The sequence below is a fragment of the Arthrobacter sp. LT660 genome (genome assembly GCF_056172845.1).
In genome coordinates this window covers 2655709-2680837 of sequence record NZ_CM149651.1, presented here as the reverse complement: position 1 = coordinate 2680837, position 25129 = coordinate 2655709, and the positions used below count along the sequence as shown (strand labels likewise).

The window sequence follows — 25129 nt, the reverse complement described above, 5'->3', positions numbered from 1 at the left end:
CGCTAGGAGCCGGCGGTTCCCAGCGGCAGGTTGTCGATCAGGCGCACGGAACCGACGCGGGCCGCCACCAGCGCCAGGGCCTCGCCCGTGAAGGGGGTCTCGCGGCAGTTGAACGCCAGCGGCTCGAGCGTCGCGGGATCCACGACCTCGAAGTAGTCGAGATCGACGAGCGGCTGGCTGCGGATCAGCGCCTCGGCGTCCTCGGGCCGCAGCGCCTGGTGCGCGTCGGCGCGCTCGCGCATCAGCGTCAGCGCGCGGGACAGCACCAGCGCGGCGTCGGCCTCCGGGGCGGAAAGGAACCGGTTCCGGCTCGAGAGGGCGAGCCCCTCCGGCGACCGGACGATCGGCACGGCGCGGATCTGGACGGGATAGGCGAGGTCCGCGACCATCCGCCGGATGATGGCCAGCTGCTGCGCGTCCTTCTGCCCGAAGTACACGCTGTAGTGGACGGCGACCGCCGTGTTCAGCGGGGCGGCCCCGTAATGCAGGAGTTTGGCCACGACGGCCAGCACGCCGTCGAAGTGCCCGGGCCGCGAGGCGCCCTCGAACTTGGCGCCCAAAGCGCCGCTGGAGACCGCGACGAGCGGCGCTCCGTCCGGGTAGACCTCCGACTCCTCGGGCGCGAACACGAGGTCCGCGCCGGATTCGGCGAGCAGCTCGACGTCGTTCTCCAGCGTCCGGGGATACCGCTCGAAGTCGGCCTCGTCGTTGAACTGGAGCCGATTGACGAAGACGGAAACGACGACGACGTCGTTCTCCTCGCGCGCGGCGCGGACCAGTCGCTGGTGGCCGGCGTGCAGCGCACCCATCGTGGGCACGAGGGCCAGCCGCCGGGGCTTTCCGGGCTGGTCCAGCGAGGACTCGAGCAGCGCGCGCGAGGCGTTCTTCAGCTCGGAGACGGTGCGGACGATCCTCGGCGGGGTCGCGGGCTCTGCGGTACTCACGCCAAGAGTCTAGTCCCGCCGCCCGGTGCCCTACGCGAGGGCGTCGAGGATCGCCGCGGCCCGTGCGTCGCTGAGCAGGCCGCGCGCCACCGCGCGCTGGGCCGTGGCGCGGGCCATGGCCAGGTACGCCTCCCGCACGTCGGGCGGGACCTCCTCCTGGGCCAGCGCCTGGCGATGGATGGACACCGTTCCGACGTCGCCGCGGGCGACCGGGCCGGTGAGCGCGCCCTCCCCCGTGGACAGGGCGTTCTCCAGCGAGGCGCGCATCAGCGGCCCCAGGACGCGGTCCGGCCGGTCGATGCCCACGGCGCGCAACAGTTCGGACGACTGTCCGGCGACGGTCACGAGGTGGTTCGAGGCGTGCGCGAGCGCCGCGTGGTAGAGGCCGCGGTCCTTTTCCTCGACAACGGTGGGCTCCGCACCCATCTCCACCACGAGGGCCTGCGCGATGGGCAGCATCATGCGATCGGCCGTCACCCCGAACATGCAGTCCCGCAGTCGCGTCAGGTCCAGGCTGAGCCCGGTGAAGCTCATGGCCGGGTGGATGGCCAGCGGAATGGCGCCGGCGTCGCGCGCCGGTTCGAGGATCCCGACGCCGTAGCGTCCCGCGGTGTGGACGACGAGTTGGCCCGCCTGCCAGTGCCCGGCGTCCGCGAGGCCCTTGACCAGGGGACCCAGGGCGTCGTCCGGCACCGCGATCAACACCAGTTCGGCACGGCGGAGGATTTCGGGGATCGGCAGGATCGGCACCCCGGGCAGCAACGCGTCCGCACGTTCGCGCGAGTCCTCCGAGACGGCGTGGACGCCCACAACCCCGTGTTCGGCGGCGCGCAGGGCCGCGCCGAGTACGGCGCCCACCTTGCCGGCGCCGATGACGCCTACGCCCAGGCGGCCGGGCTTATTCATGGTTCTCGCCTTCCAGCCAGTGGTCGCGGTCCCGCAGGTGGCGGGCCGTTGCCGCGCGGTGGGCCTGTTCCAGGAACAACGCGCGTCCGCATTCGACGTCAGTCTGCACCACGCACGGGTCCACCGGACCACTGGTGGTGGCCAATTGGACGTCGCAGACGCCGAAGCGCCGCGCCAGCGGCCCCTGGCTGAGCACCAGTCCCTGCGTGCGTTCGTGGGGAACCAGGACCAGCCGTTTGACGAGCACGCCGGAACGCGCCAGCAGGGCCGTCCCGGTGACCGCGAACCCCTGCCTTCGCCAGGCCAGCGGCGCCAGCAGGCGGGCGCCACGCGGGGTGTTGGTGAAACCCGCCTCGGGACCCCTTCCGCCGATTCCTGCGTCGATCAGCGCCAGCGGGTTCTCGGTTCCGGGGTCCGGGAGCACCACGGCAAGCACGTTCAGCACGTCCTCCCGTGTGCCCACCGGCAACAGCGTGGAACGCGAGGCGCCGTCACCGCCCGCGTTCCCGTAGCCCGCCACGTTGACCACCACCTTGTGCCAGCCGAACAGCCGCCACACGACGCCCTGGCTGATCTGGATGGCTTGCACCCGGCCCGGCGGGACGGTCTGGTGCCGGGTGTCGAGCAGGCCGTAGCTCAGGCGCAGTCCGTCCGCGGCCACGCCGGCCCGGAAGTTGTAGCCCTGGCTGAACTGCCCCCACGTGGCGGGGACGACGCCGAGGAGGAACGGAAGGAGGAAGAACACCGAGAACGCGCCATCGGTGATCCGCATGGCGAGTAGCCCACCGACCAGGACCAGCGCCGTGATCCACACCCACGGGCTGAGCAGGACCGATCCGACCAGCCGGCCCGCCGGAACCACCGCGACCACCGTCTCCGGAGCCTCCGGCGCGTCCTCGGACGGAGCCGTGGCATCCGTCTCGAGTCCCGCGGCGCGGGCCAGGATGGTGTTGCGCAGCCGCTTGGCGTCGTCGAGCTTGAGGAAGGCGAGGCTCATGGCGGTCTCGCCGGCGTCGGCCACCTCGAATTTCAGCTCGGCCAGCCCGAAGACGCGCGCGATCAACGGCTGGGCGATGTCGATGGCCTGGACGCGGTCGATGCGCGCCTGCCGTTGCTGCCGGAACACGATGCCGGAGTTGACGTTCACGTGGCGTTCGGTGATCTGGTACCGGGTGAACCACCAGGACAGAAAGAATCCCAACACGATCAGCACCAGGACCCCCAGGCCCACCGCAATGGTCACCAGCAGATCCGGTGTGAACTGCCAGCGCCCCGACGCGCCCTCCGAGGCCTGGCCCTGGGCGAAGATGTCCTCGAGCCAGTTTTGGCCCCAGAAATAGGCGAACGCCAGCACCGCGATCCAGCCGCGGACCAGCGGCGACACGGGGTGCACCCGGTACCAGGGGACCTCCGGCTCGCTCACAGTCCCGCCAGCCTGGCCTCGCCGCGGGCCGACAGCTGCTCGCGCAGCCGGGTGCCCTCGGCGGCGGGCAGCCCCGGGATCTCGGCGGTCGCGCTCGTCGAGGCGGTGTGCAGCTGTACCCTGCACAGTCCCAGCTGGCGGTCGATCGGGCCGACGGCGACATCCACGTACTGCATGCGGCCGTACGGGACCACAAGGACCTTCTGGAAAAGGAGGCCCGAACGCACCAACAGGTCGTTCTCGCGTTCGGCGTAGCCGATGGCACGCACCTGCCGCGGAATCAGGATCAGGGAGACGATCTCCAGCCCCACGACGGCGGCGGGCACGCCCCATGCGAGCCACAGCGGATAGGCCGGCCAGATCCCCGAGAGCCGAAGCGCCAGGGGGACGCCGAGGAGCACGAGGGCGACAAGGAAACCGACCAGCGAGCCGATGATCCGGACCCGCGCGTACTTCGGGGAAACCCTCCGCCACTGAATACCGGCGGGATCAACTGGTTCCTGGGGCATACCCTTCGTTTTCCTCACTGTCGCGCGCGTTCGCGTCGGGTGCGGACGGGTCGTCCGGCGGCAGCTTGCAGAATTGCTCAACCGCCCATCCCACAATAACCATTGCGACGGCCGCTCCCATCATCACCAGGGACGATGTGGAGGAGCCGGTGCGCAGCCCGCTGGCGGCCATCAGGTCCACGAGGATACCCAGGTGCCAGCCGGCGATCAGCGCCCCGGCGTAGGCCGTGGCCTGCGCGAGGACCAGGGTGCGGGCGGCCTGAAGCGGATCCAGCATCCGGCGGAGCTTGCCCTGTTGGTAGCGCCGGACCCGCAGCCCGAATCCGAGCGTGATCAGGATTCCGGCGCCCATGGTGATCAGCGAGGTCCAGTGGAGCACCGGAGCGGGCAGTCCGTTGGTCGAGGCCAGCCATTGCCCGATCCACCCGGCCAATGCCGCGCCGAGGCAGATCGCCAGGAGCCAGAGGGGCCTGATGGTGCTCATCAACGCTCAGCCGTCCCCTTCGGGCCGGTAGGGCCGCAACCCGTCGGCGTCGGGCGCCCTGCCGGCCAGTTCCGCCACCGCCACGCCCCCGAGCGTGGCATCCGGGTCCATCCGGGACCACGGCTGGAGCACGAACGCGCGCTCGGCCGCCCGGGGATGCGGGACCGTCAGTTCCTCGCAGTCGATGGCGTGGTCCCCGTAGGTGATGATGTCGATGTCCAGCGTTCGCGGTCCCCAGCGGACGTCGCGCACGCGGTGGTGCCGCCGTTCGACGTCCTGGCAATGGCGCAGGAGGGCCAGCGGGGCCAGCGTGGTCTCCACCTCGATGACCATGTTCAGGAAGTCGGGCTGGCCTGCCGGCCCCCCGACCGCATGGGTCTGCACCACCGGGGACACCCGGCGCAGGGTGACCGCGTCGCCATCGGCGATCTCGGCGACGGCGCTTAGCAGCGTCTCACCCCGCTTCCCCTGGTTGCTGCCCAGGGCGAGCACGGCCACGATCGGCGCGGCGCTCCCGGAGGTCACGGGCGCTCCCGGTGGATGGTGATGGCGACGTCGCCGAACGGCACCGGGATGGGCGCCTGCGGCTTGTGGACGGTGATGCCGACGGCGTCGACCGCGAAGTCCGCCAGCACCCGGGCGGCCAGTTCCTCCGCCAGCTTCTCGATGAGGTCGAATGGGCCGGAGGCCACGACCCCGGCGACTGTCTCAGCGAGTGCCCCGTAGTTGGCGGTGTCCGCGAGGTCGTCCGAGGCGGCCGCCGGGCGGATGTCGGTGTGCAGCACGACGTCGACGACGAACGGCTGGCCGTCCCGCTTCTCGTGCTCGAAGACGCCGTGGTGCCCGATGGCGGTGATGCCGCTGACCGCAATGGTGTCGCGGGGGGCGGCGCCTGCGGCCATGGCTAGGCCCCGGTTCCGGCCGGGACGAGTGCGGGGTTCGCCCACGCGGTGGCGACCTTCACGGCGTCGAGCGTGGACTCGACGTCGTGCACACGCACGCACCAGGCGCCCGCGGCGGCGGCCAGTGCGCTGGTGGCGGCGGTGGCGACGTCGCGCTCGGCCGGCGGGGCGGGCTTTCCGGCCTCCGCGAGCAGCGAGCCGAGGAAGCGCTTGCGGGACGTGCCGATCAGCACGGGGTGGCCGAGGGCCGACAGCTTGTGCGTCGCGCGCAGCAGCGCCCAGTTGTGTTCGGGCGCCTTGGCGAAGCCCAGTCCCGGATCGAGGACGATCGACGACGCCGGAACGCCGGCGGCCAGGAAGCGGTCGCGCAGTTCGGTGAGCTCGGCGAGGACCTCCGCGACGACGTCGGTGTAGTTGGCCTCCGTGACCATCGTCTGGGCGTCTCCGCGGCGGTGCATGAGCACGTAGGGGACCTTGCGCTCGGCGATCAGCGCCGGCATGTCCGGTTCATGGGTGAGGCCCGAGACGTCGTTGACGATGTGCGCCCCGGCGTCCAGCGCGGCCCGCGCCGTGGAGGTGTGCATGGTGTCGATGGAGACGATCGCGCCGGCCTTCACGAGGGCCTTGATCACGGGCAGCACCCGGTTCCGCTCGTCCTCGGGGGAAACGAAGTCCGCACCGGGGCGGGTGGACTCCCCGCCGACGTCGATGATGTCCGCGCCGGCGTAGAGCATGCGCAGCCCGTGGCCGATCGCGTCGTCGGCGCGCACGTAGCGGCCGCCGTCGCTGAAGGAGTCCTCGGTGACGTTGAGGATGCCCATGACCAGCGTGCGTCCGGTGGGCAGGTCGGCGAACCGCTTCGGCGCCTTGATGGGACGAATGACGGGAAGGGGGGAGGTTGCGGGGCCGGTTCCGGGGATTGCTCCGAGGGACATGGTTCCTACTTTCCGAGAATGAGGCCCATGGCCTCGGCGCGGGTCGCCGGCTCACGCAGCTGGCCGCGGACGGCGCTGGTGACGGTCTTGGCTCCGGGCTTCCGGACGCCCCGCATGGACATGCACAGGTGTTCGCATTCGACGACGACGATCGCGCCGCGCGGCTCGAGGTGGCTCATCAGCGCTTCGACGATCTGGGTGGTCAGGCGCTCCTGCACCTGGGGACGGCGCGCGTACAGCTCGACGAGCCGCGCCAGTTTGCTCAGGCCGGTCACCTTGCCGTCCCGCCCGGGGATGTAGCCGATGTGCGCCGTGCCGTGGAAGGGGACGAGGTGGTGTTCGCAGGTGGAGTAGAACGGGATGTCCTTGACCAGGACGAGTTCGTCGTGCTCGATGTCGAACGTGGTGGCAAGCAGGTCGGCGGGGTCCATGTGCAGGCCGGCGAAGAACTCGGTGTACGCCTTGGCCACCCGGGCGGGCGTCTCCCTGAGGCCGTCGCGGTCCGGATCCTCGCCGATGGCCTCGAGGATCTCCCGCACCGCGCGCGCGATGCGTCCCTGGTCCACGGCCGCCGCGGGCGCGTCTGTGTACTCTTCGTCGATGTCCGTCACGGTTCCGATCCTAGCTTGCCCGGGCTAACCGCGGTCCGGCACGGGCAGGCCGCCGCTGTCCGGGCCGCTGCCCCGGCCGGGGCCGAATCCGCCGTCGTTCCCGCTGTCCGGGCCCGGGTGTCCGCCCGGGAGGTCCGGCCCGCTTCCCGGGTCCACGACAACGTCCGAATGGCCCTCGTTCTCGCGCGCGGCGCGTCCCTCCGCCTGCTGGCGCAGCTCGACCGGGGACATGATGGGGCCCTCGGCGTGGACGGGGCGGCTGTCCTTGGAGAGCCAGACCTCGCGCTCCGGGCGTTTGACGATGTCCGCGAAGACCTCCACCAGGTCCTTCTGGTTCAGCGTCTCGCGCTCCAACAGGGCCAGGGCCAGGCGGTCGAGCACGTGGCGGTTCTCCGTCAGCACCGCGTAGGCCTCGTCGTGGGCCGCGTCGATCAGCGCGCGGACCTCCTCGTCGACGATGGCGGCGATGCGCTCCGAGTAGTCGCGGTCGTGCCCGGCGTCGCGGCCGAGGAACGGCTCCCCGCCGCCGGAGCCGAGCTTGACCGAACCGATCCGCTCGCTCATCCCGTACTGGGTGACCATCTTGCGTGCGGTGCCCGTCGCCTTCTCGATGTCGTTGGATGCGCCGGTGGACGGATCGTGGAAGATAATCTCCTCGGCCACGCGGCCGCCCATGGCGTAGGCGAGCTGGTCCAGGAGCTCGTTGCGCGTGATCGAGTACTTGTCGTCATCCGGCACCACCATCGTGTAGCCCAACGCCCGACCGCGGGGAAGGATCGTGATTTTCGTGACCGGGGCGGAATGGCGCATCGCCGCCGCGACGAGCGCGTGTCCGCCCTCGTGGTAGGCGGTGATCTTGCGCTCGTGTTCCTTCATGAGGCGCGAACGCTTCTGCGGTCCCGCCATGACCCGGTCGATGGCCTCGTCCAGGGCGCGGTCGTCCACGAGCTGGGCGTTGGAGCGTGCCGTGAGCAGGGCGGCCTCGTTGAGCACGTTGGCCAAGTCCGCGCCTGTGTAGCCGGGGGTCTTCTTGGCCACGGCGCGGAGGTCGACGTTCTCCGCCATCGGCTTTCCCTGGGCGTGGACGCGCAGGATCTGTTCGCGTCCCACGAAGTCCGGCGCCTCCACCGGGATCTGCCGGTCGAAGCGTCCCGGGCGCAGCAGGGCCGGATCCAGGACGTCCGGGCGGTTGGTGGCCGCTATGAGGATGACGTTGGTGTTCACGCCGAATCCGTCCATCTCCACGAGGAGCTGGTTCAGCGTCTGCTCGCGCTCGTCGTTGCCGCCGCCCACGCCGGCGCCGCGGTGGCGCCCGACGGCGTCGATCTCGTCGACGAAGATGATGGCGGGGGCGTTGTTCTTGGCCTGCTCGAAGAGGTCGCGCACGCGGGACGCGCCCACGCCGACGAACATCTCGACGAAGTCGGAGCCGGAGATCGAGTAGAACGGCACGCCCGCCTCACCGGCGACCGCGCGCGCCAGCAGCGTCTTGCCGGTTCCCGGGGGGCCGTAGAGCAGGACGCCCTTGGGGATCTTCGCCCCGACGGCCTGGAACTTGGCGGGCTCCTGCAGGAACTCCTTGATCTCGTGGAGCTCCTCGACGGCCTCCTCGGCGCCGGCGACGTCCACGAAGGTCACCTGCGGCATGTCCTTGGTGATGAGCTTGGCCTTGGACTTGCCGAACTGCATGACCTTGGATCCGCCGCCCTGGGCGCGCGAGAGCAGGAACCAGAACAGCAGGGCGATGAGGATGAACGGGATGAGGATTCCGAGCATGCTCAGGAACCAGTTGTTCTCCACGGGCTGGTCGGTGAACCCGTCGAGGTCGGCGTCGTCCATCGCCTGGACGACGTCCTCGGCGCGCGCGTTGGAATAGAAGAAGGAGACCTTCTCTCCCTTGTCGACGCCGTCGAGGGTGAAGCTCTCCTTGAGCGAGAGGTCCACGCGCTGGTCGCCGTCGAAGATCTTCGCCTCGCTGGCCTTGTTCTCCGCCAGAAGTTGGAGCCCGACGCTCGTGTCGACGCGTCCGGTGTTGCCGGACGTGAGCGAGGGCAGGAAAACCAGCAGCGCCACGGCGCCCACCAGCACCCAAATGACCCAGCTGTTGAGGATTTTCTTGACGTTCATGCGTTGGGGGCCCTGTCCCCCGTCCCTTCTGGTCGAACCACGCGGCGCTTGGGCGCCGCACCGGTCCGCGCAGGCCGGGGCTGGACCCCGGGAGCGCGGAATGCTCTCACGGCAATGCGTTGCCTTCCAGCATCGCACTCCCGTGGGCTTTCACGCATGGCGGGCCGCGAAAGTTCCCTCAGGGCGTAGCGGTGGCGGCACCGCTACGCGTAGACGTGCGGCGCGAGGGTTCCGATGAAGTCCAGGTTGCGGTACTTTTCGTCGAAGTCCAGGCCGTAGCCGACCACGAACTCGTTCGGGATCTCCATGCCGACGTACTTGACGTCGATCTCCACCTTGGCGGCCTCGGGCTTGCGCAGCAGGGTGCAGATCTCCACGGAGGCGGGCCCGCGGGACACCAGGTTGGCCTTGAGCCAGGAAAGCGTCAGTCCGGAGTCGATGATGTCCTCGACGATCAGGACGTGCTTGCCCATGAGGTCGGTGTCCAGGTCCTTGAGGATCCGCACGACGCCGGAGGACTGCGTCCCGGAGCCGTAGGAGGAGACGGCCATCCAGTCCATCGTCACGTGCGAGTGGAGGGCGCGCACGAGGTCGGCCATGACCATCACCGCGCCCTTCAGGACCCCGACCACCAGGATGTCCCGGCCCTCGTAGTCCGCGTCGATCCGGGCGGCCAGCTCGTCGATCTTCTGCTGGATCTCCTCCCGCGTGTAGAGGACGTGCTGGAGGTCTGCGGTGACGTCGTTCGAATCCACGAATGGCTCCTGATCGTTGCTGCCCGTGCGGAGGGGCGGTGGGGGATGCGCTACTCGCTTCCTAGGGTGCCACAGCGCGGGCGCCGGTGGGGAACGACGCCGGGCGGATCAGCCGCGCGGGCGGCGCGGGTCCGCGCCGGGAACCAGCACGAGTGTGGGCGACGCCACGCCGTCGTTCCCCCGCAGCCGGGCGCGGAAGGCGGCGACCGGCCCCGCGAGCTGGACCGGCCCGGCCGAATCCGATCCCTCCAGCAGCAGCCCCAGCGCCCGCACGCGCTCGAACGCGGGCGGTTCCCCGCCGGCCAGCACGACGGCGGAGCGCAGCACGCGGCGCCGCAGCGCCGGGTCGAGAGCCAACAGGGAGGCGACGGGGAGGCCGACGCCGTCGGGCACCCCGGGTGCGGCGTCCAGGGCTTCGCGCAGCGCGGCCGCGCACAGGTGGTCGAGGTAGTCGGCGTCCTCGCGCGCGAGTTCGGCGGTGCGCGCCAGCGCCTCCGCCGCCCCGGGACCGAGCGCCGTTTCCAGCGCAGGCAGGACGTCCAGGCGGACGCGGTTGCGTGCCGCGCGGCGCTCGGTGTTGGTCGGATCGCTCCAGTAGTCCAGGCGCTCGTGCGCGCAGATCGCTTCCGTGTCGGCGCGGCGCAGGCCCAGGAACGGCCGGAGGTACCGTCCGCGGGCGCGCGGCATCCCGGACAGGGAGCGCGTACCGGAGCCGCGGGACAGCCCCAGGAGCACCTGTTCGGCCTGGTCGTCGAGCGTGTGACCGAGCAGGATTCCGGCGGCGCCCGCGTGGTCCGCCGCGGAATCGAACGCCGCGTAGCGGGCCCTGCGGGCGTCGTCCTCCGAGCCGTTGCCGCCCACGGCGGACCGCTCGAGGAGGACGGGATCCAGCCCCAGGGCCCTGGCCTGTTCCACCGCCCGCGCCGCGACGGCGGCGCTGCCGGCCTGCAGCCCGTGGTCGACGACGACGGCGCCGGCGCGGAGCCCGCCCTTCCGTCCGAGGAAGGCCGCGGTCGCCGCGAGGGCCAGCGAATCCGCTCCGCCGCTGCACGCCACCAGGTACAGGTCGCCGGCGGCGGCGCCTTTCCCGGGCCGGCCGGTGGCGCCCACCGTGTCCCGCAGCGCCGCGCGCACGGCATTGCGGGCCGTGGCCAGCACCGGCGGGAGCTTGCCGCCCACCGTTAGGAGGAGCTCGGTTCGATGCCCGCCACCCGGGAGATCCACTCGTCCGGATGGTGCAGCTCGCGTTCCGTCGGGAGATTCTCCGGCCCCTCCCACACCACGTTGAAGCCGTCCATGCCGATCCGCCTCACCACGGCGGAGACGAACCGCTGGCCGTCCGCGTACTGGCGCATCTTGGCCTCCATGCCGAGGAAGCGGCGCAACCACGTCTCCACCGCACCGCGGTTGGCGCCGCGGTCGTTGAAACGCTGGCGGATGGTCTTCACGGACGGAACGATCGAGGCGTCGACGGCGTCCATGACCACGTTCGCGTGGCCCTCGAGGAGGCTCATGACCGCCGTCAGGTGGCTCATGACGGCGCGGTCCTCGGGGTCCTGGATCACCGAGAGCAGGCCCGCGCCGGAGCCGGGCTCCGGCGTCGTTGCTTCGTCGCGACGGTCGCGCCCGACGCGCGACTCGACCGCCGCGCGGGCCGCTGCCCTGAGGCGGTCACCGAACCCGTCGGCCTTGTCGAAGAGGCCCCCGGTGAGCTGGCCGATGCTCTCGCGCAGGTGGTCGCGCAGCCACGGCGCCGACGCGAATTGGACCCGGTGCGTCTGTTCGTGGAGGCAGACCCACAACCGGAAGTCCGCCGGTTCCACGTTGAGTTCGCGCTCGATTTCGACGATGTTCGGGGCCACCAGGAGCAGCCTCCCGCCGGGGGCGATGCCGGCCCGCATCAGGGCCGCGAAGGGATCGTATTGTCCGAGGACCTTGGAGGAGAGGAACGCGAGGATGCTGCCCATTTCCGCGCCGGTGACGGTCGCGCCGACGGCGACCGATCCGGCGTCGAGCTGGTCCCGCTTCGTCTCGGCCAGCCGCCGCAGGACGGGCTCGAGCAGCGCCTCGAAGCTGTGTACGTTCGCGCGCGCCCACGATGCGCGGTCCACGATCAGCACCTGCGAATCGCGCAGGTCGCGCGCCGCCTCGAGCCCCGTAATGCGGTGGACGTGGCCGACCGACTCGTCGGCGTGCCGGCGGAGGTCGGCAACGACGTCGGCCGCCTCTGCGGGCGTCAGCTTCGGGCCCGGCGTCGAAAGGCGCGCGGCCGTTCCAGCGGCCAGTTCCCAGTTGATCAGCCGGACGGGTGTGGTGGAGGTTTCCATGTGACCATCAGATCACGGAAGGCTGTGGAACCGGCCGGATTTCGTCGAAGGCCGATGCGGGTCAGCGGCAACCGCACCCGGCGAGAACCGTCGCCGCGCGGTCCAGTGCCGCGCGGGCGGGCCCCAGCGAACCGGGGATGTCGCGTGCAAAGAAGGAGAACGCCAGCAGGCGGCCGTCGGCCGTGACCACGGTCCCGGTCAGAGTGACGAGGCCGGTGAGCGTGCCGGTCTTGGCCCGCACCAGCCCCTGGGTGGAGTCGCCGTCCAAGCGTCCGGAGAGCGTTCCCGTGGCGCCCGCGACCGGCAGCAGGTAGGTGAGGTCCCGCAGGTCCGGGTTGTTGGAGGCGCCGGCCGCGCGCAGCGTGGCGACGAGTTGCGCCGGGCTGACGCGGTTCGCGTCCGAGAGCCCCGACGTGTCCGCAAGGGACATGCCGACGGTATCCACCCCGAGCCGCCCAACGGCCTCCCGCACGGCCTGCGTGGCGCCCCCGAACGTTGCGGGCTTGCCCGCCTCGATGGCCACCAGGCGCCCCATGGCCTCCGCCACGTAGTTGTCGGATTCCACGCCCATGTGGCGCAGCTGGTCCCGCAGCGGAGCCGACTCGACGGCGGCGAGTTCCCGCGCGCCCTGGGGCGCGGCCGCCCGACCCACGGGCTTGGCCACGGTCGGCGCGGCGGCGACCGTGGCCTTGCGGTCGGCGAGCTCCGCGGCCAGCAGCGCCCGGAAGACGCTGGCCGCCCGCCGTGCGGGATCCTTGACGCGCGGACTGTTCGGCTTCGCGTCCTTCCGCGCGCTGTAGAGCGCGATGGGGCCGACCGCGGTGATGTTGGAGGTCTCCACGAGGGACGCGTCCCACACGGGGTTGACCGCCGCCCCCGTAAACAGCGAGTCGTCCAGGAACACGCGCAGGGTCACGGCGGATCCGGCGCCCTGCGCCGCGCCCTCCAGCAAGGCGTCGGCGGTGCGTTCGGCGAGCGTCGCCAAACCGGCGCGGCCGACCACGCCCGTGCCGGACGCGCCTGCACCCAGCAGCACGTCGCCGCCCCCCACGAGGAACAACGCGTTCCCCTCCCCGCGCACCACGGACGTCCGGAGCGTGGTGTCGGCGCCGAGTTCGGACAGTGCCGCGGCGGCGGTGGCGATCTTCAGGCTCGAGGCCGGCACCATCGGGACCTTGCCGCCGCGGTCGTACAGCACGCTGCCGCTGGACACGTCGGCGACGGACGCGGAGAACCGCGCTCCGCCGTCGGCCTTCAGTGCCTTGTCCAGCGCGGCCTTGACCTTCGCGGCGCCGGGAACCGGCGCGCTGTCGCCCACGGGGGGAAGCGCGGTGAGCGAGGCGGGCGGGACGGACGGCGCCGGCACGGTCCGCGCGGGCGCCACGGCGGGGGAGGCGGCCTCTGTCGGCGCGTCCGCGGGATCGAAGGCCGGCAGCAGGTTGAGGGTGATGGCGCCGAGGAGCGAGCCGAGGACCACGACGAACAACAGCGACGTGAGCACGCGCGGGCCCCTGTTCATGCGCACTCCTAGAAATAGTTGTTGCGCCGCGCCGCAATATACGCTGTGCACAGCACCTTAAGACTAGACGGCGCGACGGCATCCCCATGGCCGGGCCGCCCCCAAGACACCGAAAGTCGAGGAGACTCAGATGAGCCACGACGTCACCATCGAGATCCCGTCCGGATCGCGCGTCAAGTACGAAATCGACCACGAAACGCACCGCCTGCGCCTGGACCGCGTGCTGTTCACGTCGATGCAGTACCCCACGCACTACGGCTACTTCGAGGACACCCTCGGCGAGGACGGCGACCCGCTGGACGCGCTGGTCTGGATCCCCGGCGTCGACCTCATCCCGGGCGTGCTCGTCGAGTCCCGCCCGATCGGCGTCTTCAACATGACCGACGACGGCGGCGGCGACGCCAAGCTGATCTGCGTCCCGGCCGACAAGCGCTTCGACCATATCCGGGAACTCGAGGACATCGACGCCTGGCTGATCCAGGAAATCGAGCACTTCTTCCTGCGCTACAAGGACCTGGAGCCCGGCAAGTGGGTCAAGGCCGACGGCTGGGAGGGCCGCGAGGCCGCCGAGGCCGAACTGGCACGCTCGGTCGAGCGCTTCGCCAAGGTCGGCGAGGAGCCCGAGGAAGACGATCCCCAGGGCCGCTAACCCCCGTTCCTCCCTCACCCCCGCGCGCCCCCGCGAAGTGGACATTACCGCCGGTTACTTACCCGCGGTGATGTCCACTTCGCGGGGGTTTGTTGTTAACGGGATGATGGACCCATGGCCCCTTCCCCCAATCCCAGGCTCCTGGCGCTGACGCCGCTCGAGCAGCTCCGGGCGGGACGGCTTCCCGGTCGGCTCGTGCGGTTGTTCTTCGGGCTGTCCCTCTTCGGCCTCGCCATGGCTGCCTTCGTGCGCGCGGGCCTCGGCCTGGAGCCCTGGGGCGTGTTCCACTACGGGATTGCCACCAAGCTGCCGCTCACGCTCGGGACCGTCGTCGTTCTCGTCGGCTTCCTGGTCCTGCTGCTGTGGATCCCCCTGCGCCAATGGCCGGGCGTGGGCACGATCGCCAACGTGGTGTGGATCGGCGTGGCGACGGACGTCGGTTTGGCGCTGATCCCGCCCGTGGCCGCGTGGCCCGCGCAGTGGGGGCTGTTCGCCGCCGCGTTGGTGCTCAACGCCCTGGGCGGTGGACTGTACATCGGCAGCCAGTTGGGGCCCGGACCGCGCGACGGCCTGATGACGGGTCTTCACCTGCGCACGGGCCTCAGCCTGCGGTTGGTCCGGACCGTGCTCGAGCTCTCGGTTTTGGGCCTGGGCTGGCTCATGGGCGGGATCGTCGGCGTGGGAACGGTGCTGTACGCGCTGCTGATTGGTCCGCTCACTCAGTTCTTCCTGCGCTGGACCGTCGTAGAACTTCCCGGCGTCGCATCCCGCACCCTGCGCGACCCGCCTACCCCACCCCGCGAAATGGACATTACCACGCCGCGTTAACCGGGGTTTTGTCTACTTCGCGTGGTGGGGGGGCGGGGATGACGTGGGGTAAGGGTCTGGGGAAATCAACCGAATAGGGTTGCTGAGCGGCATACTGGTGGCATGTACGTCCTGACCATCAACCAGCGCGACTCGCGCGAGGTCGGGGACCGGGTCGACGAACTCGTCGCCGGCCTCGGCCACCTGCCCGCGGCCATCCCCTTCCAACGCTCCGTGGGCGACGAGGCCATCGGGGTGGTGGCCGAGCCGGGGACCGCCGTTGAAGCCGCCATGATCGCGCTCCGCACGCGTCGCTGGCACGTGGGCATCGGCGTCGGCTCCCTCCACGTCCCGCTCCCCGAGGAGATCGCACATGCCGAGGGGTTCGGACTCGTCTACGCGCGCCGGGCGGTGGACCGCGCCCGGAAGACGGGCGAGCGGGTTCCGCTGGCGGTCGCCGGGCCTGACACGGAGGTCGCCGCGGAGGCGCAGGCCGTGCTGCGGCTGATCGGGCAAATCGTGTCCACGCGGACCGACGCCGAGTGGGCCGTCCTGGACTTCATGGTTCCCGGCGTCAGGGGGCAACAGCGCGCCATCGCCGACGAACTGGGCGTCACCACCCAGGCGGTCTCCAAGGCGGTGGTCCGGTCCCACTGGAACGAGGAATGGGCATGCCGTCCCGCCGCCGCCCGGCTCCTCGGCCTGGTCGCCGGCCCCGCTGTCCTTACACTCTAGTCAGCACCGGATTATCGGCGCCCCGCACACCGGGCCGAAGCAAACGAGGAGCAGGTCACGGTCCCCGAAATCAACGTCTTGGCGGTCGTCGTCGCCACACTGTCCACGATGGTCATCGGCTCCGTCTGGTACACGCCCAAGGTGTTCGGGAACTACTGGATGAAGACCGCCGAGGTCACGCCGAGCGGGAATTCCAGGGACGCGATCCGGCCGATCCTCGTCACCCTCGTGGTCAGCGCGATCACCGCCTGGGTGCTCGCGGGGTCGGCCTCGATCGCCCACGAGTTCTACGGCGGCAGCTTCCTGGGCAACACCTTCGTGACCGGCATCATCCTGTGGGCCGGCTTCACGGCCGCCCGCTTCACCACGCACGACGCCTTCGAGGGTCGCCCGGCGGGATTGACGGTGCTCAACTGCGCCCACGAACTCGTGACGGTCCTGGCGATGTGCCTCGTGATCGGCCTGTTCGGAGCCTAGGGCCAGCGGCCCGGACGCGGATTAGAGCAGGCTCCGCAGGACGGCCTCCAGGCCGTCGTCGTCCACGCCCGCGGCGATTTCGTCGGCCGCCGCCTTGACCTCGTCGGGGGCCTGGCCCATCGCGACGCCGCGGCCCGCCCACGCGAGCATTTCGATGTCGTTCCGCCCGTCGCCGACGGCCACGGTGTCTTCGGGGGCGATGCCCAGGCTCTCGCGCAGCACCTCGATGCCGCTGGCCTTGTTGACCCCGTCCGCCGCGATGTCCAGCCACGCCGTCCAGCCGACCGAGTAGGTCACGCCGTGCAGCCCGATGGCTTCGACCGCCTCGCCGAAATCCTCCGCGGTCGAGTCCGTGGAGAACACCACGAGCCGGACGGCCGTCGCTGCCAGCAGGTCCTCGAAGGGCACGCCCGTCGCCACCACCCCGAAGCTCGCGTCCTGGAAACGCTCCGTGGACAGGAAATTCCCCGCGTTGTCCTCCAGCGCGTACTTGGCCGCCGGAAGGGCCTCGCGCAGGGCCATCAAAGCCGGAGCCGGGTCGAAGGTCTTGCGGTCGATCACCTCGAAGCGGTCCTCGAGCGTGGGGTCCAGGCGCACGGTGACGCCTCCGTTGCAGCACACGGCGTACCCCGTGTGGATGTCGAGCAGCTCGAGGATCGGCAGCGTGGCCCCCAGGGAGCGTCCGGTGGAGACGACCACCTCGTGGCCGGCATCGACGACGGCGCGCGCCGCGGTCCGCACCGCCTGGGACATGTGCCCCTCGTGGTTCACGAGGGTGCCGTCGACGTCGAGGCAGACCATCTTCTTGTTTTGGGTTTCGAACCGGTCTTCGGTGCCGGTGTTCATCGCGAGTGTCATTAACCCAGTCAACCACTCCACCCCGTCAAAGCGACATAACGCGCATCACGCGGGAGGTGAACTGCCCGTGAATATCCACAGGAAACCCACAATGTGGGTATCCGCGGCGTCGCGGCCCCGCCCGACGGGTCAAACGAGCGGCAGGACCTCCATGCCGCCCAGGTAGGGGCGGAGCGCGGCGGGCACGTTGACGGTCCCGTCCGCGTTCTGGTGGTGCTCGAGGATCGCCACGATCCACCGGGTGGTGGCGAGCGTCCCGTTCAGCGTCGCGACCGGGCGCGTGCGCCCCGGCTTGCCCTCGGCGTCGAACTCGCGCTCGCGGATGTTGAGGCGGCGCGCCTGGAACGTGGTGCAGTTCGACGTCGACGTCAGCTCGCGGTAGGCGTCCTGCGTGGGGACCCACGCCTCGCAGTCGAACTTCCGCGCGGCGCTCATGCCCAGGTCGCCAGCGGCCGTGTCGATGACCCGGTACGGGAGCTCGACCTTGGCCAGCATCTCCTCTTCCCAGGCCAGCAGCCGCCCGTGCTCGGCCGCCGCGTCCTCCTGGGAGCAGTAGACGAACATCTCCAGCTTGTTGAACTGGTGCACGCGGATGATGCCGCGGGTGTCCTTGCCCGCGGAGCCGGCCTCGCGGCGGTAGCAGGAGCTCCAGCCGGCATAGCGCGTGGGCCCGGCGGCCAGGTCGATGATCTCGTCGGCATGGTACCCGGCGAGGGCCACCTCCGAGGTGCCCGTGAGATACAGGTTGTCCCGCTCGAGACGGTAGATCTCGTCGTCGTGCGCCACGTCGAAGCCCGTGCCCTGCATGGTCTCCGGACGCACCAGGGTGGGCGTGATCATCGGGATGAAGCCGTTGGAGACGGCCTGGTCCAGCGCCATGTTCATCAGCGCGATCTCCAGGCGGGCGCCGACGCCGCGCAGGAAGTAGAAGCGGGACCCGGAGACCTTCGCGCCGCGCTCCATGTCGATGGCGCCCAGCAGCTCCCCCAGCTCCAGGTGGTCGCGCGGCTCAAAGCCCTCGGCGGCGAAGTCGCGCGGAGTCCCGACCGTCTTCACCACGGTGAAGTCGTCCTCGCCACCGGCGGGGGCGCCGTCCTGGATGAGGTTCGGGACCGAGCGCTGCAGGGACGTGAGTTCCTCCTGGGCGGCGTCCGACGCGGCCTGGGCCGACTTGACGCGGGCCGAAAGCCCGCGCACCTCGGCCAGCAGCGCCTGCTTCTCGTCGCCCTTGGCCTGGGCCACGCGCTTCCCGAAGGCGTTCTGCTCGGCCCGGAGGTTCTCGTAGGAGGTGATCGATTCACGGCGCGCGGCGTCCGCTGACACGATGGCGTCGACCACCGATTCGTCGGCGCCGCGGAAGCGCTGGGAGGCGCGGAACTTGTCGGGATTCTCTGCGAGTTCTTTAACGTCGATCACCAGTACAGGGTACAGAAGGCGGCTAATGTGGGAGCACTATGACCCTAGAGATCCTCGTCCTCCTCCTCGTTGCCGCGACGCTCGTGATCGCGGGGACCAGCCTCTACTCCGTGCGCCGGCTCAAGGGCCGGATCAGCGAGATCGAGGACGCCCCCGCCGTCGCCGGATCGATCGGCTACTCGGTGCCGCTGCAGAAGGTCGCGATGGTCGTCAATCCGTCCAAGTTGGGGGCCAGCGACGCGATCCTGGCCGTCAAGGCCGCCTGCGCCGGCGTCGGGTTCTCCGAACCGCTCATTCTGGAGACCACCGTGGAGGACCCGGGCCACGCGATGACCGTCGAGGCGCTGGAGAAGGGCTGCACGCTGGTGATCGCCGCGGGCGGCGACGGAACGGTCCGCGAGGTCGCCGAGGTCCTCGCCGGCACCGGGGCCACGATGGCGCTCCTGCCCCTGGGCACGGGGAACCTACTGGCCCGGAACCTGGACTTCAACGTCGAGGACATGGACAACGCCCTGCGCGTCGCCCTGCACGGGCGGTCCCGTTCGATCGACGCCGTGCGGATCGTGCTGGAGCGCACGGACGGAAGCACCGGTGAGAACGTCTTCCTGGTGATGGCGGGGATCGGATTCGACGCCGACATGATGAGCGACACGAACGACGACCTCAAGGCCAAGGTCGGCCCCCTGGCCTACGCCGAGGCGGGCATGCGGCACCTGCCCGGCCGGCGCCGCAACGTCACCATTTCCATCGACGACGGCCCGGAGCAGACGCGCAAGATCCGCTCGGTCATCGTCGCGAACTGCGGCAAGCTGCAGGGCGGCCTGGACCTGGTTCCCGACGCCGTGGTCGACGACGGGAAACTGGACCTCGTGGTGATGAGCCCGCGCTCCGTCGTCGGATGGGTGTGGATCGCCGCGAAAACCGCGCTCCGGCACCGCCGCGGGATCCCGGTGATCGACTACTACCAGGCCCGCAAGGTCCGCATCTCGGCCGCGGACCCCATCAGTTCACAGCTCGACGGCGACACCACCGGAGACGTCACCGCGCTGACCGTCGAGGTGCTTCCGAAGGCCCTGAGCATCCGGGTGCCCTAGCGGCATCGGCGGCCGGGTCCGGAGCTATTCGGGCAGCCGCGACCGCAGCGCCTCGACCCAGTCGCGCGCCTGCGCGAACGCCCCGTCCGTGTTGTGCCGCGCCACCGAGGGGCGCGAGACGGCGGCCTCCGGCTGGGCACTCGGATAGGACCCGAGGTAGCGGATCGCCGGACTGATGCGGTGCAGTCCCGCGAGGGCGTCGGACATCCGGGCCTCGTCGATGTGCCCGTCCGCGTCCACGGAGAAGAAGTAGGACCCCAGCCCCGCGCCGGTGGGGCGGGACTCGATCCGGCTGAGGTTCACGCCGCGCGCCGCGAACTGCTCGAGGATGCCCATCAGCGCACCCGGGTGGTCCTCCGGCAGCGGGATCACCACCGTGGTCTTGTCCGATCCCGTGGGCGCCGGCAACGCGCCCGGCCGGCGGACCAGCACGAAGCGCGTGACCGCGTCCCGGTTGTCCTCGACGCCCGACCGCAGGACCTTCAGCGGATTCTGGCGGGCGACCAGCGGCGAGCAGATCGCGGCGTCGTACCCGTGGCCCGGTTCCAGCAGCGCCAGGGCGCCGGCCGCCGTCGACGACGCCGGGACGAACTCCGCCTTGGGCATGTTCGCGCCCGCCCAGTTGCGGCACTGGGCCCAGGCGTGCCCGTGGGTCGCGACCGTGCGGATCTCCTCGAGCGAGTCGATGCCTTCGCGCACCACGAGGTCGAACGTGATCGGCACCAGGACCTCGCCGACGATCTGCAGCGCGACGCCGGTCGCGATGGCGTCCAGCGTGGCGGACACCCCGCCCTCCACCGAGTTCTCGATCGGCACCATGGCTGCGTCGGCGGCCCCGGAGCGCACGTTCTCCAGCGCGGCGTTCACGCTCGACGCAGGCACGCGCTCGGCGTCGTCGGCGCCGGGGACCTGCAGGAGCGCTGACTCCGTGAAGGTTCCGGACGGCCCCAGGTACGTGTAGATCATCGGACGTTGGGCTCCTGCCCGTTGTCGCTCTCCATCGGAAGTCCGGCCTCCAGCCACGCCCCGGAGCCGCCGGCGATGTTGAAGGCGGTGTACCCCTGACCCACGAGGAACGCCGCGACCTGCGCCGAACGGCCGCCGGTGCGGCAGATCACGTAGGTGTCCTCGTCGGGATCCAACTCGTCGAGCCGCGTGGGGATCTCCGCCATCGGAATGTGGAGCGCGCCCTTGGCGTGGCCCTCGACCCACTCGTAGTCCTCGCGCACGTCCAACACGGCGGCGCCCTCGGGAATCTGGTTGACCTCGACGGTCTCGAACTCGCTCATTTTCATCCTTTCGGTGGGATCCTCCCCAACCACCCCAGCCTATAGTGGGGGAAACGGCCGGAACTCAACATGAAGGGGTCCGATCAGCCCACGCGGCGGGCACCGGTAGACCATGGATCCATACTCACACCCCCACACCGCGCTCGAGTTGCGCGGCCTGCTCGCCTCCGGCGCCCTGTCCGCCCGCGAGGCCGCCGAGCACTACCTCGCGCGGATCGCCGAGCTCAACCCCCGCCTCGGCAGCTTCACGACCGTCACCGGCGAGCGCGCGCTCCGGGACGCGGACCGGGCCGACGCCGCCCTCGCTGCCGCCCGGCGCGACGGGGCCGAAACGCCGCCGCTGCTCGGCATGCCGCTCGCCTGGAAGGACCTCTGGGAGGTCGCCGGGGTCCCCACCACCTACGGGACCGCCGCACTCCCCCACGTCCCCGCGGAGACCGACCATCCGCTGGTGTCCCGGGTGCACGCCGACGGCGCCCTGAGCCTGGGAAAAACGCAGATTCCGGAGTTCGGGCTCAACTGCTACTCGGAAAACCGCATCGCCCCTCCGGCGCGCAATCCGCTGGATCCGCGCCTGTCGCCGGGCGGTTCCTCCGGCGGGAGCGCGGCCGCCGTCGCCGCCGGAATGTTGCCCTTCGCCCCCGGGAACGACGGCGGCGGTTCGGTCCGCATCCCGGCCGCCGCGTGTGGCCTGGTGGGCCTGAAACCGGGCCTGGGCACGGTTCCGGCGGACCTGGCCAACGGCTCCGTCGACGCCTGGGGCGCGCCGCGGTTCGTCGCCTCGGGGCCGATCGCGCGCAACGCCGCGGACGCGGGCCTGCTCCTGGACTCCATGGTCGGGGGCACGGGCGGCGCGTTCCTGGCCGCGGCGCTCGCGGCCGATCCGGGCGGCGGGCGTGCGCTGCGCATCGGAGTCTCCACGCACTCGCCCTTCGCGTCGCACTACGAGATCGCGCTCTCCCCGGCGGCCGCGGCGGCGCTGGATGCCGGCGTCGTGCTGTTGGAACGGGCCGGCCACCACGTGGAGGAGGCGGAGATCCGCTACGACAACCGCTATGCGCCGGCGTTCCAGGCCATCTGGACCGCGGGGCTGGCCGAGGCGCGGATCCCGCGGGCCGGCGAGCCGCACCTGACGCGGTTTACGCGCTCCTTCCGCGATCGGGCGATCGCGCGCCCCGACGCTCAGAAGGCGTCCGCCGCGCGCATCCTGCGCCGCATCGCCGAGGACTCGCGCGCGCAATGGGGACGGTACGACGCCGTGCTGACGCCGGCCCTGGCGCAGACGCCCCGCCCGATCGGCCACTACAACTCGCATCCCCCGGACGACGACTACCGCCTGCAGTGCCAGTACACGCCGTTCACGTCGATCGTGAATGTGGCCGGCGTGCCGGCCATCGTCCTGCCCACGCTGTCCACCGGGGCGGGACTGTCGATGGGGGTGCAGCTGATCGGCCGCGCCGGCGCCGAGGCCGGGCTGCTGGGACTGGCGGCGCAGCTCGAAGCGGCTAGGTGAAGTCCCCGGACATGGCGGACATGACCGGCAGGAAGAGCACGAGCAGCAGCAGGAGCACGAGCCCCAGAACCACGACGAGGTAGCCGAGGACAAGCCCGGCGATCGCCATGCCGCGGCCCTCCGGCTCCCGGCGCAGGGCGATGTGCCCGACGACGATCGCGCCTATCTGCGGAAGGAGGAGGAACCCGCCGGTTACGAGCCCAACGATGCCCAACACCAGCGCGACGATGCTCAGCGTCTTCGGTTCCGCGGCCGGATACGCGCCGGGGTAGACGCCGGGATGGGCCTGCTGCTGCGGCGCCTGGGCGGCGTACGGATTCTGCGGCGCGGGACCTCCCGGTTCCGAGTACCAGGAGGGGTGGCTCGGATCGTTGAACGGCCGTTGTTGCTCGTTGCCCATGGTCCCCGCGTCCTCGCTGTTCGTCCCCGCTGTACGCACCCATTCTAGGATGGCGAAATGTTCCCGCACACATCCGACTTTGGCGGCGGATCTGTAAAGCTGTACCCATGGCGAACCGAGCGGGCACAGTAGCCCTCCCCCAGGACCTGATCGACGTCGACGCGGTGCGCGGCGCGTACTTCGACATCATTCCGGATCCGTCCGATCCCGTGCAGCGCGTCGCTTTCGGCACGTCGGGACACCGCGGAAAATCCCTGAACGGCTCGTTCAACGAGAACCACATCGCGGCCATCACCCAGGCGATCGTGGAATACCGGACCGGCCAGGGCATCACCGGTCCGATCTTCGTCGGCAAGGACACCCACGCGCTCTCGGACCCGGCGCAGGACACCGCCCTGGAGGTGTTGGCGGCCAACGGCGTCCGGGTCCTCCTGGACGCGCGCGACGCCTGGACCCCGACGCCGGCGCTGAGCCACGCGATCCTGGCCCACAACCGCGACGGCGGCGCCGCGCGGGCCGACGGCATCGTCATCACCCCCTCCCACAACCCGCCCAGCGACGGCGGCTTCAAGTACAACCCGCCGCACGGAGGACCCGCCGACTCCGACGCCACGGGCTGGATCGCGGGCCGCGCCAACGAACTGCTGGAGGGCGGCCTCAAGGGCGTCAAGCGCATCCCGCTGGCGCGGGCCAAGGCCGTCGAATCGGTCGGGACCTTCGATTTCCTCGCCGGCTACGTCGACGACCTGCCCTCGGTGCTGGACATCGACGCCATCCGCAACGCCGGCGTGCGCATCGGCGCGGACCCGATGGGCGGCGCCTCCGTGGACTACTGGGCCGCCATCGCCGAGCGCCACCGCCTGGACCTGACCGTGGTCAACCCCGAGGTGGATCCCCGCTTTGCGTTCATGACCTTGGACTGGGACGGGAAGATCCGCATGGACTGCTCCTCGCCCTCGGCCATGGCCTCGCTGATCGGCAAGGTGCGCGACGGCGGGGACCTGTACGACATCGCGACCGGCAACGACGCCGATGCGGACCGCCACGGCATCGTCACCCCGGACGCCGGCCTGATGAACCCCAACCACTACCTCGCCGTGGCCATCGACTACCTCTACCGCAACCGGCCGCAGTGGCCCTCCGGCGCCGGCGTCGGCAAGACGCTGGTGAGCTCGTCGATGATCGACCGGGTCGCCGCATCGCTCGGACGCGAGCTGGTGGAGGTGCCCGTCGGCTTCAAGTGGTTCGTGCCGGGCCTGCTGGACGGAACCGGCGTGTTCGGCGGCGAGGAGTCGGCCGGGGCCAGCTTCGTGCGCTTCGACGGCACCCCCTGGACCACGGACAAGGACGGCATCCTGCTGGCCCTGCTCGCGTCCGAGATCCAGGCCGTCACCGGCAAGTCCCCCAGCCAGCGGTACGGCGAACTGACCGCGGAGTTCGGCGCGCCGTCGTACGCCCGGATCGACGCCGCGGCGACCCGCGAGCAGAAGGCCGCGCTGGGCAAGCTGTCGGCCTCGGACGTCACCGCGACGACGCTCGCGGGGGAGGAGATCACCGCCAAGCTGACCGAGGCACCCGGCAACGGTGCGGCCATCGGCGGGCTGAAGGTGACCACCGAAAACGCCTGGTTCGCCGCCCGCCCCTCCGGGACCGAGGACGTCTACAAGATCTACGCGGAGTCCTTCCGGGGCGACGAGCACCTCGCGCAGGTCCAGGCCGAGGCGAAGAAGCTGGTCGACGGCGTGATCGCCTAGTCGCCCGGGAACCGGGCACAACGAAAAGGCCGGCCCCGTGGGGACCGGCCTTTTCCGCGCCGGCGGGCGCCGGCGTCTTGCTGGTTCTTTTCGGTCGCGCTAGTTCTTTTCGGCGGCGGCGCGGATGCCCTCGAGCACCGCGGCGACCTGGCCGGCGACCTCGGCGTCGTCCTTCGGGTGGGTCTTGGCGAAGCGGACCAGGGAACCCGGGATGGACAGCTTGACGTCCTCGAGGACGGTCGCGCCGGCGATGCCGACGGCCTTGCGGGCCTCGTCCTGCGCCCACACGCCGCCGAACTGGCCGAACGCGGTGCCGATGACGGCGGCCGGCTTGCCGGTCATGGCGCCGGCGCCGTACGGGCGGGACAGCCAGTCGATGGCGTTCTTCAGGACGGCCGGCATGGTGCCGTTGTATTCCGGGGAAACCAGCAGCATGGCGTCCGCGGCACCGGCGGCGGCGCGCAGCTCGGCCGCGGCGGCCGGAACCTGGCCCTCGATGTCGACGTCCTCGTTGTAGAACGGCAGGTTCTCGAGGCCCTCGAACACGTTGACCTCCACGCCCTCGGGCGCGTTGGCGGCGGTGGCCTCGGCCAGCTGACGGTTGGTGGATCCGTTGCGCAGCGAGCCGACGAGGGTCAGGACGGTGGTTGCCATGGGGATGCTCCTATTGGTTTGGGGAACCGGCGCGGGGGCCG

At 70.8% G+C, this 25129-nt stretch carries 27 protein-coding genes; 7 read left to right on the top strand and 20 right to left on the bottom strand.

The window, feature by feature from the left end:
• Positions 1-2: 2 nt before the first annotated feature.
• The 14 genes from panC to dacB form a co-directional block, all read right to left on the bottom strand.
• Entirely contained in the window at positions 3-944 is a 942-nt protein-coding gene (gene panC / locus AC0QSG_RS12500; RefSeq protein ID WP_435728818.1) for a pantoate--beta-alanine ligase, read from the bottom strand.
• Between the two features lie 30 nt (positions 945-974).
• On the bottom strand, positions 975-1850 hold the full coding sequence (locus AC0QSG_RS12495) for a Rossmann-like and DUF2520 domain-containing protein (RefSeq protein WP_475375620.1): 876 nt from the start codon (positions 1848-1850) through the stop codon (positions 975-977).
• Positions 1843-3273, bottom strand: coding sequence for a PH domain-containing protein (locus AC0QSG_RS12490; RefSeq protein ID WP_475375619.1), 1431 nt, complete (start codon positions 3271-3273; stop codon positions 1843-1845). The genes AC0QSG_RS12495 and AC0QSG_RS12490 overlap by 8 nt, the downstream gene beginning before the upstream one ends.
• The gene (locus AC0QSG_RS12485) at positions 3270-3782 is read right to left on the bottom strand and encodes a PH domain-containing protein (RefSeq protein ID WP_435728823.1); all 513 of its coding nucleotides are present in this window, start codon (positions 3780-3782) and stop codon (positions 3270-3272) included. Before AC0QSG_RS12485 ends, AC0QSG_RS12490 begins: the two co-directional genes overlap by 4 nt.
• A complete protein-coding gene (locus AC0QSG_RS12480) occupies positions 3763-4266 on the bottom strand; it encodes a DUF3180 domain-containing protein (RefSeq protein ID WP_435728824.1) in 504 nt (167 codons plus the stop codon). Before AC0QSG_RS12480 ends, AC0QSG_RS12485 begins: the two co-directional genes overlap by 20 nt.
• Positions 4267-4272: 6 nt before the next feature.
• The gene (gene folK / locus AC0QSG_RS12475) at positions 4273-4791 is read right to left on the bottom strand and encodes a 2-amino-4-hydroxy-6-hydroxymethyldihydropteridine diphosphokinase (protein WP_435728826.1); all 519 of its coding nucleotides are present in this window, start codon (positions 4789-4791) and stop codon (positions 4273-4275) included.
• On the bottom strand, positions 4788-5168 hold the full coding sequence (gene folB, locus AC0QSG_RS12470) for a dihydroneopterin aldolase (protein WP_435728828.1): 381 nt from the start codon (positions 5166-5168) through the stop codon (positions 4788-4790). The genes folK and folB overlap by 4 nt, the downstream gene beginning before the upstream one ends.
• A gap of 2 nt (positions 5169-5170) precedes the next feature.
• A complete protein-coding gene (gene folP, locus AC0QSG_RS12465; RefSeq protein ID WP_475375618.1) occupies positions 5171-6103 on the bottom strand; it encodes a dihydropteroate synthase in 933 nt (310 codons plus the stop codon).
• A 5-nt stretch (positions 6104-6108) separates the two neighbouring features.
• Positions 6109-6714 (bottom strand): GTP cyclohydrolase I FolE, encoded by a 606-nt coding sequence (folE, locus tag AC0QSG_RS12460; RefSeq protein WP_475375617.1) that lies wholly within the window; start codon positions 6712-6714, stop codon positions 6109-6111.
• Between the two features lie 24 nt (positions 6715-6738).
• Positions 6739-8841: an ATP-dependent zinc metalloprotease FtsH gene (gene ftsH, locus AC0QSG_RS12455; RefSeq protein WP_475375616.1), complete on the bottom strand. Its 2103-nt coding sequence runs from the start codon at positions 8839-8841 to the stop codon at positions 6739-6741.
• A 203-nt stretch (positions 8842-9044) separates the two neighbouring features.
• Positions 9045-9596, bottom strand: coding sequence for a hypoxanthine phosphoribosyltransferase (gene hpt, locus AC0QSG_RS12450; RefSeq protein ID WP_475375615.1), 552 nt, complete (start codon positions 9594-9596; stop codon positions 9045-9047).
• A 108-nt stretch (positions 9597-9704) separates the two neighbouring features.
• The gene (gene tilS / locus AC0QSG_RS12445) at positions 9705-10754 is read right to left on the bottom strand and encodes a tRNA lysidine(34) synthetase TilS (RefSeq protein WP_475375614.1); all 1050 of its coding nucleotides are present in this window, start codon (positions 10752-10754) and stop codon (positions 9705-9707) included.
• A gap of 23 nt (positions 10755-10777) precedes the next feature.
• On the bottom strand, positions 10778-11923 hold the full coding sequence (locus AC0QSG_RS12440) for a zinc-dependent metalloprotease (protein WP_475375613.1): 1146 nt from the start codon (positions 11921-11923) through the stop codon (positions 10778-10780).
• Positions 11924-11984: 61 nt separating this feature from the next.
• Entirely contained in the window at positions 11985-13442 is a 1458-nt protein-coding gene (gene dacB / locus AC0QSG_RS12435; RefSeq protein WP_475375612.1) for a D-alanyl-D-alanine carboxypeptidase/D-alanyl-D-alanine endopeptidase, read from the bottom strand.
• Positions 13443-13572: 130 nt separating this feature from the next.
• Here dacB and AC0QSG_RS12430 point away from each other — a divergent pair, with 130 nt between their 5' ends.
• The 4 genes from AC0QSG_RS12430 (at position 13573) to AC0QSG_RS12415 (ending at position 16110) form a co-directional block, all read left to right on the top strand.
• A complete protein-coding gene (locus AC0QSG_RS12430; protein WP_475375611.1) occupies positions 13573-14091 on the top strand; it encodes an inorganic diphosphatase in 519 nt (172 codons plus the stop codon).
• Positions 14092-14205: 114 nt separating this feature from the next.
• A complete protein-coding gene (gene yczE, locus AC0QSG_RS12425; RefSeq protein ID WP_475375610.1) occupies positions 14206-14919 on the top strand; it encodes a membrane protein YczE in 714 nt (237 codons plus the stop codon).
• A gap of 102 nt (positions 14920-15021) precedes the next feature.
• Positions 15022-15633 carry a hypothetical protein gene (locus AC0QSG_RS12420; protein ID WP_435728843.1) on the top strand — a complete coding sequence of 204 codons (612 nt, stop codon included), beginning with the start codon at positions 15022-15024 and terminating at the stop codon, positions 15631-15633.
• A 108-nt stretch (positions 15634-15741) separates the two neighbouring features.
• Positions 15742-16110, top strand: coding sequence for a DUF1761 domain-containing protein (locus AC0QSG_RS12415; protein WP_475377312.1), 369 nt, complete (start codon positions 15742-15744; stop codon positions 16108-16110).
• 21 nt (positions 16111-16131) lie between these two features.
• Here the strand turns inward: AC0QSG_RS12415 and AC0QSG_RS12410 are convergent, their stop codons facing one another.
• Positions 16132-16968 (bottom strand): HAD family hydrolase, encoded by an 837-nt coding sequence (locus AC0QSG_RS12410; RefSeq protein ID WP_475375609.1) that lies wholly within the window; start codon positions 16966-16968, stop codon positions 16132-16134.
• A 129-nt stretch (positions 16969-17097) separates the two neighbouring features.
• Positions 17098-18384 (bottom strand): serine--tRNA ligase, encoded by a 1287-nt coding sequence (gene serS, locus AC0QSG_RS12405; protein WP_475375608.1) that lies wholly within the window; start codon positions 18382-18384, stop codon positions 17098-17100.
• A gap of 38 nt (positions 18385-18422) precedes the next feature.
• On the opposite strand from serS, the gene AC0QSG_RS12400 reads away from it, so the two are divergent.
• Entirely contained in the window at positions 18423-19478 is a 1056-nt protein-coding gene (locus tag AC0QSG_RS12400) for a diacylglycerol/lipid kinase family protein (protein ID WP_475375607.1), read from the top strand.
• Positions 19479-19502: 24 nt separating this feature from the next.
• Here AC0QSG_RS12400 and pheA read toward each other — a convergent pair whose 3' ends face one another.
• Both pheA and AC0QSG_RS12390 read right to left on the bottom strand, forming a co-directional pair.
• Entirely contained in the window at positions 19503-20444 is a 942-nt protein-coding gene (gene pheA, locus AC0QSG_RS12395) for a prephenate dehydratase (RefSeq protein ID WP_475375606.1), read from the bottom strand.
• The gene (locus AC0QSG_RS12390) at positions 20441-20767 is read right to left on the bottom strand and encodes a rhodanese-like domain-containing protein (RefSeq protein ID WP_435728852.1); all 327 of its coding nucleotides are present in this window, start codon (positions 20765-20767) and stop codon (positions 20441-20443) included. The genes pheA and AC0QSG_RS12390 overlap by 4 nt, the downstream gene beginning before the upstream one ends.
• 112 nt (positions 20768-20879) lie before the next feature.
• Between AC0QSG_RS12390 and AC0QSG_RS12385 the strand changes: the two genes are divergently transcribed.
• A complete protein-coding gene (locus AC0QSG_RS12385) occupies positions 20880-22280 on the top strand; it encodes an amidase (RefSeq protein ID WP_475375605.1) in 1401 nt (466 codons plus the stop codon).
• Here the strand turns inward: AC0QSG_RS12385 and AC0QSG_RS12380 are convergent.
• Positions 22273-22680: a DUF4190 domain-containing protein gene (locus AC0QSG_RS12380; protein WP_435728855.1), complete on the bottom strand. Its 408-nt coding sequence runs from the start codon at positions 22678-22680 to the stop codon at positions 22273-22275. The genes AC0QSG_RS12385 and AC0QSG_RS12380 overlap by 8 nt on opposite strands.
• Before the next feature lie 107 nt (positions 22681-22787).
• Between AC0QSG_RS12380 and pgm the strand changes: the two genes are divergently transcribed.
• The gene (pgm, locus tag AC0QSG_RS12375) at positions 22788-24434 is read left to right on the top strand and encodes a phosphoglucomutase (alpha-D-glucose-1,6-bisphosphate-dependent) (protein ID WP_475375604.1); all 1647 of its coding nucleotides are present in this window, start codon (positions 22788-22790) and stop codon (positions 24432-24434) included.
• Positions 24435-24533: 99 nt separating this feature from the next.
• Here the strand turns inward: pgm and AC0QSG_RS12370 are convergent, their stop codons facing one another.
• The gene (locus AC0QSG_RS12370) at positions 24534-25088 is read right to left on the bottom strand and encodes an NAD(P)H-dependent oxidoreductase (RefSeq protein WP_475375603.1); all 555 of its coding nucleotides are present in this window, start codon (positions 25086-25088) and stop codon (positions 24534-24536) included.
• Between the last annotated feature and the right edge of the window lie 41 nt (positions 25089-25129).